Origin of the sequence: Longimicrobium sp. (assembly GCF_036387355.1) — a bacterium.
In the GTDB taxonomy this organism is placed as follows: Bacteria; Gemmatimonadota; Gemmatimonadetes; order Longimicrobiales; family Longimicrobiaceae; genus Longimicrobium.
This window is the reverse complement of record NZ_DASVTX010000580.1, coordinates 1-9,259: the sequence shown is the minus strand read 5'-3', so window position 1 is coordinate 9,259 and position 9,259 is coordinate 1. Positions and strand designations below refer to the sequence as shown.

Below are 9,259 nucleotides of genomic sequence, written 5' to 3'. Positions count from 1 at the left end.
GCGTACAGCATAGCATCCACCTGTGGAGCGCGCGGGGGCACAGCGTTGGCCCGCCGCTTTCGGGCATCGCGAACGCTGACAGATACGGCGCGGCTCGAACTCATCACGGACGCAACACAGGGGATGCTGGATGCGAACGTGTTTCAGGCCGCAAAGGCTGTCGCGGAGGATGCGTCGGCCAGTCCCCAGGCCAGGGTGTATGCGTTCCGCACGTTGATGTGGGCGCTGGACCCCTCCCTCACCCTGCGGTACGGCGACCTGTCGGTACCGTCCAGCCGGTTTTGCGTGTGGCGCAGAAGTCTGCATGCCAACTCGTTTCCGGGGGCGCCGTTGCCGGGGAACCGGGATCAGCAGGTTTCCGCTCTCGCCCAGCGTGTACTGCGGTCGTCAGCGACCACGGCCAGCGTCCGCCGCGCAGCCGGGTGCGCAGCCCAGGTGGCACGCACGAGCGGCCCGACTCAGCCGCGAGTGCAATGACGTGGGTCTGCGCGGCTGGATATCGGCTCCACCTTCGTCCCGCGAAAGAGCGGCCGCCGCGGATGTACACGGCCGTGAAAGGTGGGGGAGAAACGCCGAAGTCAGTCGCACGGATGGCGCAGGTCCCGCTGCATGCAGCATACACCTTTTCTGCAGACGCCATGTTACCGACTGCGCAACCGAAAACCCGTTCATCCAGCGCGATCGTCGCGACAACGGGAACGGGTTTCCAAGCGGAGGCTGCCGACTCAGGTTCCAATGCGGGGTACAGATATGTTTACCCCGCGCGTCACTCTGGCTCCCTTAAACGTTCTCGTTCCACATGGGTCGGCGAGTGGAGTTCCACCAGGAACGCCAGCGGATGTTCCAGAGTACCCCCAAGGGGTGTTCGATGAGGTTGGTGAAACCAGAGCGGATGGTGGTTGCAATCGCACGCGGATTGCTGACGCGGCATGCGCTGGCGCTCGGACTCGTGATGGGTGCGGCCGGTTCCGCCGCCGCCCAGGCGCCCGGTGCGCCCATCGACAGTCTGGTGGCGCGTTGCGAACGTGAACTCGCGGCCCGGGCGACGGTCAGGCCCGCGACGCTTGAGATCTTGCATGAACTGATGCAGGGCAGCAATGGTCGCGCGAGCCGTCGTTCAGCGCTCGTACCGCGGCTCGAACGGTTGGCCCTGCTCAGTGCCAACGAGTACGTCCAGGTCGGTGCGGTGGGGCTTCTTGCGCAGGCGGGCTCCCTCCGCGCGCGGGTGCCCGCTCCGGGAGTCGTGCCGCGGCTGATCGGAATTTATCGCGTGCGATCGGACTTCCTCGTGCAACTCACCATTCTCGACGAGCTGCCCTACCAGTCTGAGCGTGCGCCCGCCGTCGCATTTCTTCGCGCACTCGCCAGCGAAGCTGATCCTGTCCCGCTGAGTGTACAGCGGCCCGAGGCGGGGCGTTCTCATGGAGACACCCGCATGCTGGCGCTGGGACGCCTTGCACAGATGGGGGTTGAGGGGCAGCGGGCACTCAGGGCCATGCACGCCAGTGGCGAAGCTCGCAGCCCTCAAGCGCGCGAGCGGCTGGCGAGCCTGGCCGCCCAGGGCTTTCCCGTCCGCGATCTCGGCCGCGAAGCAAGGGCCCGCCCGGCGCCTCGGTAGCGGGGCTGATCCTGGCCCACGGACGGGGCTGAGGTTCCGCAGCAGAGCCGGTTTCGATGGACCCGCCGCCCTCGAGAGAGACGCGGCGGGTCCGTTTGCATGGGTCCTGTCGGGCGATGCTCTGCAACGGGTGCCCGGCCGACCCAGAACGCGGCGCGGAAGTTCCAGACGCGAAGGCAGCCATGCGTCCGGGCCGCGGCCCGGCGACCAACCACACCGGAAATCCGCGCCAATGCTGACTACGCGATCCCTCGGCACGCAGGGGCTCACCGTCTCCTCGCTCGGCCTGGGGCTGATGGGGATGAGCCAGGCGTACGGCACGGCCGAAGAGCGCGATGAACGCGAGTCCATCGCCACCATCCACCGCGCCATCGAACTCGGCTGCACCTTTCTGGACACGGCCGAGGTGTACGGCCCGTTCGCGAACGAGGAACTGCTGGGCCGCGCGCTTCAGGAGCTCGGCCCCGCGGCGCGCGACGGCGTGACCATCGCCACCAAGTTCGGCTTCCGCATCCAGGACGGGGTGATGAACGGAGTCGACAGCCGGCCGGAGCACATCCGCGAGGTGGTGGAGGCTTCGCTGCGCCGCCTGCGGACGGACCGCATCGACCTCCTGTATCAACACCGGGTGGATCCCGCCGTGCCCATGGAAGAGGTGGTGGGGACCATGGCGGACCTGGTGCGGGCGGGAAAGGTGCGCTTCCTGGGCCTGTCCGAGGCCGGGGAGCAGAACATTCGCCGTGCGCACGCCACGCACCCCATCACCGCCCTGCAGAGCGAGTATTCGTTGTGGGAGCGCAACCTGGAGCCGCGCATCATTCCGCTGCTGCGCGAGCTGGGAATCGGGCTGGTGCCGTTTTCGCCGCTGGGCCGCGGCTTTCTGACCGGCCACGTGCAGCGCGCCGAGGAGTATCCGGAAGGCGACTTCCGGCGCGGCGACCCGCGGTACCAGGGCGAGAACTTTGACGCCAACGTGCGCGCGGCCGCCGCCGTCCGCGACTTGGCGGCGGCCCGGGGCGCCACGCCGGGGCAGGTGGCGCTCGCCTGGCTGCTGCACAAGGGCGGCGACATCGTCCCCATTCCCGGGACCAAGCGGCGGACGTACCTGGAGGAAAACGTCGCCGCGGCAAACCTGTCGCTTTCCGCGGACGAGATGGCGGCGCTGGATGCGGCGCTCGCCCCCGACAAGGTCAGCGGCCCGCGCTACGGCCCCCGGCAGATGGCCACCGTGGACCGCTGACCCGCCCGGCCGCCGCCCGGCGCACCCGCGGCGCGAACCGCCAGAAACGACCCCGGCGGGAGGTGAAACCCGCCGGGGCGGCGGTTCGTACCCTCTGAACGTCCTGCCCGACCTGCCCGACCTGCTCCACCTGCTGCCCCGCTCTCCACGGATCCTCACGGCCGCGCTCCGGCCGATCCCCGTCCGGCACTCCATCCCGGCCCCGCGCCGAAAGGAAGGGTGTATGCTCCTGCCGATCCACGTTGCAGCCGGGTCCCTGGCAATGGTGCTTGGCACCGTGGCGCTGGCGGCCCGAAAGGGAGGGACCGTTCACCGCCGCAGCGGCGCCTGGTTCGTCTGGGCCATGCTCGTGATGGGCATCACCGCCTCCATCCTGGGTCTGCGGGAGAGTCCGGGGAACGTGATGGCGGGGCTGCTGACCCTGTACTTCGTCGGCACGGCGTGGACGACGGTGCGGCCCGCCTCGACGTGGACGCGCCTGGTGAACGGGTGCGCACTGGGCATCGCGCTCGGGCTGGCGCTGCTCGCCGTCGCGGGCGGCGTGCGCTTCCTCAGCACGCCCGGCCTGAACCCCGCGGGCGTCCCCTTCCGCACCCTCGGCGTGATGTCGCTCCTCATCGCCACGCTGCTTCTGCTGGCCGCGGCGGGGGACCTGCGCATCCTGCGGTCCGGCATGCCGCGCGGCGGACCCCGCCTGGCGCGCCACCTGTGGCGGATGTGTTTTGCGCTGTTCATCGCCGCCGGATCGTTCTTTTCCATCAAGGAGCGCGTGGCGAAGGTGCTTCCCGAGCCGTTCACCAGCGGCCCCATGCGCGCGCTGCCCATCCTGCTGCTGTTCGCCACGATGTTCTACTGGCTGTGGAAGGTCCGCGGCCGCCGCACGCCGCCCGTGGTCATCCGGCACGAAGCCGCCCCCGCCGCGAGCCCGGCGGCGCTGCGGGAGAGCCTGGGATGACGCACAACGGACTGCTGCGGCTCGCGTCGCTGCTCTCGGTCCTCTTCTTCACCCTGCATCTGGCGGATGACATCGTGCGCGGCATGGAGCCGGGCACGCTGCCCAACCTGCTCGCCGTGCCGATCTGCGTCCTCTGGCTGTACGGAACGCTGGTGGTCCCCGAACGGCGGGCGGGGCACGTCATCATGCTGCTGGGGGCGCTGCTGGGGAGGAACTCGAAGGCAAAATGGAGGAGTGAAAACCCGACATCCAACCATGTCGTGCTATCCTATAGAATGACTGGTCGTTAACTTGTGCGTTCCAAAATCTGGGCCAGAAGTCCACGGTGTGGGCTGCCGTGACACACCAGTACTGAAAGAAAATTGACCGGGGTCGTCAGGCAATGGCCCAAACTGACAGCCGACGTGCGAGAACGCTCCGCTCAGGAAGGCCGAGGGTCATCACTAGGAAATTGGCAGCTTCAAGTGGCGTAGCCGCACCTCTGATCACGTTCTCTATCTTAGCCCTGGTGAACGTTTTCTCTCTCACACGCTCTACTCCTCTGAATACGCGGACCCGAGGTGTGGACTCGGAGAAGGAAATCTGAATCACTACTACGTTCGACCACTTATGCCAGTCATAGAGAAGACGATGAATCAAAGCCTCACCTGATACCCGAAAAAGCGAGCTAGCCTCAATCAGAGTTTCAAAGCGGGGTTCGGCCCCCACAGCGGAACCCCACATCGATGGGATAAGTAGAGCACGCGCGAACGCGTGGCAGAGTCCCTCCTCTCTCCAGTGTCCAGGACTGTTTCTGGTCGGCGCGTGGGTGATACGCCGAGGAACGTGGTCTCTGCTTAAAGAATAGAAGAGCGCGTGTCCAATCTCATGGGCTAACGTAAAGCGGCCACGTCGGGGCAGCTGGAGCGTTAGGTCCGAATCCTCTGGCATTCTGAGATCCGATTGAGTGTTGCCGGCCGGGACCTCCTCCGAAGTAAAAATCACGGCTTCAAAGCCACCCACAACCGGCACGAGTGAACCATGGTGCGTTCTGAGATGCGTTCGACGAGAAACAACGCGGATATTCAGCGCCATAGCTGCCATCCGAAGGTTTAGCGGCGGAACATCGCTGATACGCTTCGACAACATCTCAGCGATCTGCTGAATCATCAGTTGCGCGCGAGGCCAGCTTGCGGAGCGACGTGCATCGTGATCGGAAACGTACAACTGGAACGCACGAATCCGGCTAGCAAGGCTCTCATTTTTCATCCGTGCCTTCCCTCCCGATCGCATCCGGACGAATCTCGTAGCCCCACTCGCGCAACTGTTCAACTAGTTCGGTGTGGCCACGGGCGGCCGCTTGCATTTCTTCGAGTTGCTTGAAATGCACCTCACGGATCGTGTCACGCAGATTGTGGTGACGCAGATCACGTTCTAGTTCCATCTTGCGCAAGAGTTGCTCAACGCGGATCGGAATGGCGTCCCGAAAGTCAACAAGCTCGTTAGGTAAGCCCATCTCCGCCTGCACCGCTCCTGCGAAAAGTCGAATGAACGCTTCCACCGGTAGCAGGCGAGCATTCTCACCTCGATCTCCGTCGCTGAACGCTGACCTATCTACAAATACCTCCAATCGCCATTGGTCTTGATGGCCGTGCTGGATAGCATCGATCTCCTCCCGTACAGTCGGACGAACAGAATCCTGCAGCATTCGGACTTCTCTGAGCTCTGGTCGCGCCAAAACGAGCATTTCGAACTGTTTCAACTGCATGCGCTTCTCCGGGCAGGAGATTGCCACTTTCCCCACACCCTCTTCGGGGTTTCCGTTCAACTGAAGACCAAGTATGTCCTCTAGCTTTTCGATGAGTAGCTCGCGCCCCGCAGGACTGCCGAATCTTTGATAGATGCCATCGGGCCCCCAAAGACGAAACCCCGTTTCGTCATCGATGTCGGGGTGAAAACCCACCAAGTAGAACGGCTTGAAAAGCCGCCGCTCGAGAAGGTACGTCGCCAGTCGCTCCGCTCGGAGTCGCCGGCGGCTTGTTTTCGAACCGGTCGGCTTCTTCTTTGATTGGCCGCCCGCCACCATCACTTTGAGCACCTCATGGTCTGACAAGTCCCAGATATTCTTCGCTGAAGTGATGTCGGCCGCGTGAGCGGCAGCACCGAGCATTGCAGTCGCGGTCAGTTTTGTTTTGTGGAAGTATAACTTCTCTGCAATCAACTTGCGGCGGCGGACAAGATCGATCGCCTCCGGCAAAACATTGTGCTTTGTTGATGCTGCGTGTCGAGAATTGTATCTGTACTGCAGGAGCACTATGCGGCAGGTGTGTAGGTGATCTGTCTGGATCCGGGCCGGTAGCGCGAACGTGGGGTACTCCGGATCTGCGTCAGCAAGGAGTTTGAGATCAGCGAGCTTCTCAACCGCTTTGAGGTCGGCAAGGCTGGCCCTGACCGGAAGCACAGCCAGATAATTAAGAAAGCGCTTTGCTAAGCCTTCGGTCAGCCCTGAGTAGTACATATCTCGTTGAACGTAGTCCAGTAGATCTGCGCAGATTGTGTTTCCCACCAGATCAGCAACAAAGGGATACCGCAGCCTCATCACGGCGGCGTTTTTCGCGGTAAGCACTTCCAAGATTTCGTTCAATAGAGCATCGGCCGCAGTAACTGCTTCCGTTTCATCAAAGGATTGCTCTTCGAAATCAGCGAAGTGCCGGACGAAGAATTCACGTGCGGCTTTGACGAGCGGTGACTTCTTTCCGAACACCTGCTCACGGCGCCATGTGTCCTCCCACTCGTCCTTCCCAAAGACCTGCGCTTCGCGTTCGAAAACATGGCCAAAGGGGACGTGAGCCGCGTCATGAAGCAGTGCGACCAAACGGGCCAGAAGCTCTGCATACGGAGATATCCGGACGGGGTAAGGATGATCGGGGTGTCCCATCCCCCGGAGCATCTTCTCAGAATTTCGACAATTCGTCATCAATTGGGCGCACATGTGCAGGGTACCCAGTGAATGCAGAAATCGATTATGTGTCGCGCCTGGGTACACAACGTCAACCATCGCTAGCTGGTTGATGTGACGGAGCCGCTGAAAGACTTGTGTGTCGATAAGGGCTCGCTCAAGCCGTGTCACACGGATGTCCCCGTGAACCGGATCCCGTATGACACTGGTAGAGGTGAGGAGGGATCGCGCCTGTTCCTTAGTAAGTGGGTCATCTCGCATCGGCACCATTTCGGCCCACCAGGCGTCATCCGTAGCTGCAGATGCCACTGCTCTAATAGGCGAAACCTCGCTCGGGGCATCACCAATGGACATTTGGTCAACACTCATGCTGGAACCCCTATTGCGGTGACGTGATGGAATTTTAAGATCGCGGTATTCACAGCGGGAAGTGCCAAGATAAACAAAATCTCGTCCGGGTCCAACACTGTTGATATTCAGCGGCACTTCGGCGTGCCAGATGCCTGAAAAGCAAGGGACGAGTATAGGCACCCGGCAGATACCACGTTGTCGTTCTCGGCATGGGCGGTCTATCGGCCGGATGCAGGCTGATGTGAATCGATCACGACGATCTATGATCCTCGGTTAGTACAGTGTTCGAGAAAAGGCTCCCGGAGCGCGGACCTCCGCCCCGAAGGGAGAGTGGGCGAGCGAGTGCATTCTCCAGAACTGGCGCGACGTTCACGGGCTGAGTAAGTAAAATCGGGGCAGCCCCGTGCACCCCGAGCCACTGATCTCTTGTCTACATTCGGATTACCTTCACCTACTATCGTTGGGCAACTCGGACAGCCGTCGCACCACTTGCTCAAGCAGGCGAGACGCCGTGCGCACACATCGAAACTTTTTTCGACCTACCGCACCAGCGGCGCGAGGAGCCAGACGGCGGCGGTGATGACGACGATGCCGATCAGGTCCAGGATGATGCCGTAGCGCACCATCCGCATCAGCGGCACGTAGCCGGAGCCGTACACGATGGCGTTGCAGGGCGTGGACACCGGGAGCATGAAGCCCAGGCTGGCCGCCATGGTGGCGCCCAGCGCCGGGAGCAGCGGGTCCACCCCCTGCGCCAGCGCGATGGAGATCACCACCGGCACCACCATGTTGGCCGACGCGGTGTTGGACGTGGTCTCCGACACCATCACCGCCACAATCACCGAGGCCACCAGCAGCCCGAACTCGCCGTGCAGCGGAATGATTCCCGTCAATCCGCGCCCCACGCTTTCCGCCAGCCCCGTCTGGAACGAGAGCACCCCCAGCGCGAACCCTCCGCCGTACAGCAGAATCACTCCCCAGTCGATCCGCGCCGCGTCGTCCCACGTGATGGCGCGGGCGCCGTCGTTCCCCGGCAGGATGAACAGCAGCAGCGCGCCGATCAGCGCCGCCGCGGACTCCGGCAGGCGCGCGCTCATCGCCCGGTAGAGCGCGCTGTTCTCGCCCAGCGTGAGCGCGAACAGGCCGGGGGTGATCCACAGCACGGCGGTGACGGCAAAGGCGATCATCACGGAGCGCTGCCCGGGCGTCCACGCGCCCAGCTCCGCCCGCGCGCGCCCGATCACGCCGGCGCTGTCGGCCAGCGTGGTGACGCCGGCGGGCGAGAGGGCGTTCAGGTACAGGTACAGGCAGATGAACAGCAGCACCACCACGGGCACACCGATGGCCATCCACTCAAAGAAGGTGATCTCCTGCTTCAGCAGCCCGCGGATGAAGCCGATGCCGATCACGTTGGGCGGCGTGCCCACCGGCGTCGCCAGCCCGCCGATGGAAGCGGCGAACGAGGTCATCAGCATCAGCCCGGTGGCGTAGCGCGGGTCCACCGTGGGCCGCCCGTCGCCCGCGCCGGCCATCATCACCGACAAGATGCTCATGCCGATGCCGAACATCATCGCCGTGGTGGCGGTGTTGGACATCCAGGCGCTGAGCGTGGCCGTCACCGCGCCGAACGCCAGCAGCACCCGCGACGGCCGCCCCGCGATCCACCGCATGCCGAGCACCCCGTACGCCATCCGCCGGTCCAGCCCGTGGAGAAAGATGGCGCGGGCGATGATGAACGATCCGATGAACAGAAAGATGAGCGGATCGGCGAAGGGCGCGAACACTTCCTTTGCCGGCGCCACGCGCATCACCACGGCCGCGGCCGCGCCCAGCAGCGCCGTGGCCGGCATGGGCAGCGCCTCCGTGATCCACAGGATGACGACGGCCGCCATCACCGCCGCCAGCCGGTGCGCCTCGGGCTTCATGCCGCCCATCGGCAGCAGGAGGATGACGACGAACGCCAGCGGCGCCAGGACAAAGCCGAGGCGCTGGCGGATGGCCTCGAAGCGCTCTTCGCCCGGCGTGAGGACGTGGCGCACGGGCGGGGGCGCGCCGAGCGGCGAGCGGGGCAGGGACGTGTCGGTCACGGAGGGGAGCGGATGCGCGGACCAGGTGGGGACGGCGGGTGCGACAATCTGCGCCGCCGCCCCCCGCCGC

General features: G+C 64.2%; 7 protein-coding genes. 4 read left to right on the top strand and 3 right to left on the bottom strand.

Annotated elements, in window-relative coordinates; all coding sequences use genetic code 11:
* Nucleotides 1-838: 838 nt before the first annotated feature.
* From VF665_RS25340 to VF665_RS25325, 4 genes are all read left to right on the top strand, one after another.
* On the top strand, nt 839-1,618 hold the full coding sequence (locus VF665_RS25340) for a hypothetical protein (protein WP_331056287.1): 780 nt from the start codon (nt 839-841) through the stop codon (nt 1,616-1,618).
* A 232-nt stretch (nt 1,619-1,850) separates the two neighbouring features.
* Nucleotides 1,851-2,858 carry an aldo/keto reductase gene (locus VF665_RS25335; protein ID WP_331056286.1) on the top strand — a complete coding sequence of 336 codons (1,008 nt, stop codon included), beginning with the start codon at nt 1,851-1,853 and terminating at the stop codon, nt 2,856-2,858.
* Nucleotides 2,859-3,120: 262 nt separating this feature from the next.
* Nucleotides 3,121-3,813, top strand: coding sequence for a hypothetical protein (locus VF665_RS25330; protein ID WP_331056285.1), 693 nt, complete (start codon nt 3,121-3,123; stop codon nt 3,811-3,813).
* Nucleotides 3,810-4,103, top strand: a complete 294-nt coding sequence (locus tag VF665_RS25325; RefSeq protein WP_331056284.1) for a hypothetical protein — start codon at nt 3,810-3,812, stop codon at nt 4,101-4,103. Before VF665_RS25330 ends, VF665_RS25325 begins: the two co-directional genes overlap by 4 nt.
* 85 nt (nt 4,104-4,188) lie before the next feature.
* On the opposite strand, the gene VF665_RS25320 is transcribed toward VF665_RS25325, so the two are convergent.
* The 3 genes from VF665_RS25320 to VF665_RS25310 form a co-directional block, all read right to left on the bottom strand.
* The gene (locus VF665_RS25320; RefSeq protein ID WP_331056283.1) at nt 4,189-4,962 is read right to left on the bottom strand and encodes an ImmA/IrrE family metallo-endopeptidase; all 774 of its coding nucleotides are present in this window, start codon (nt 4,960-4,962) and stop codon (nt 4,189-4,191) included.
* Between the two features lie 88 nt (nt 4,963-5,050).
* The gene (locus tag VF665_RS25315; protein WP_331056282.1) at nt 5,051-6,850 is read right to left on the bottom strand and encodes an HD domain-containing protein; all 1,800 of its coding nucleotides are present in this window, start codon (nt 6,848-6,850) and stop codon (nt 5,051-5,053) included.
* A 791-nt stretch (nt 6,851-7,641) separates the two neighbouring features.
* The coding region (locus VF665_RS25310; RefSeq protein ID WP_331056281.1) for a DASS family sodium-coupled anion symporter at nt 7,642-9,259 on the bottom strand (1,618 nt) is incomplete at its 5' end.

What these genes read in the sequence shown, in the direction of transcription:
- VF665_RS25340 (WP_331056287.1), top strand. Translation starts at nt 839, where the DNA reads ATGTTCCAGAGTACCCCCAAGGGGTGTTCGATGAGGTTGGTGAAACCA.
- VF665_RS25335 (WP_331056286.1), top strand. Translation starts at nt 1,851, where the DNA reads ATGCTGACTACGCGATCCCTCGGCACGCAGGGGCTCACCGTCTCCTCG.
- VF665_RS25330 (WP_331056285.1), top strand. Translation starts at nt 3,121, where the DNA reads ATGGTGCTTGGCACCGTGGCGCTGGCGGCCCGAAAGGGAGGGACCGTT.
- VF665_RS25325 (WP_331056284.1), top strand. Translation starts at nt 3,810, where the DNA reads ATGACGCACAACGGACTGCTGCGGCTCGCGTCGCTGCTCTCGGTCCTC.
- VF665_RS25320 (WP_331056283.1), bottom strand. Translation starts at nt 4,962, where the DNA reads ATGATTCAGCAGATCGCTGAGATGTTGTCGAAGCGTATCAGCGATGTT.
- VF665_RS25315 (WP_331056282.1), bottom strand. Translation starts at nt 6,850, where the DNA reads ATGGTTGACGTTGTGTACCCAGGCGCGACACATAATCGATTTCTGCAT.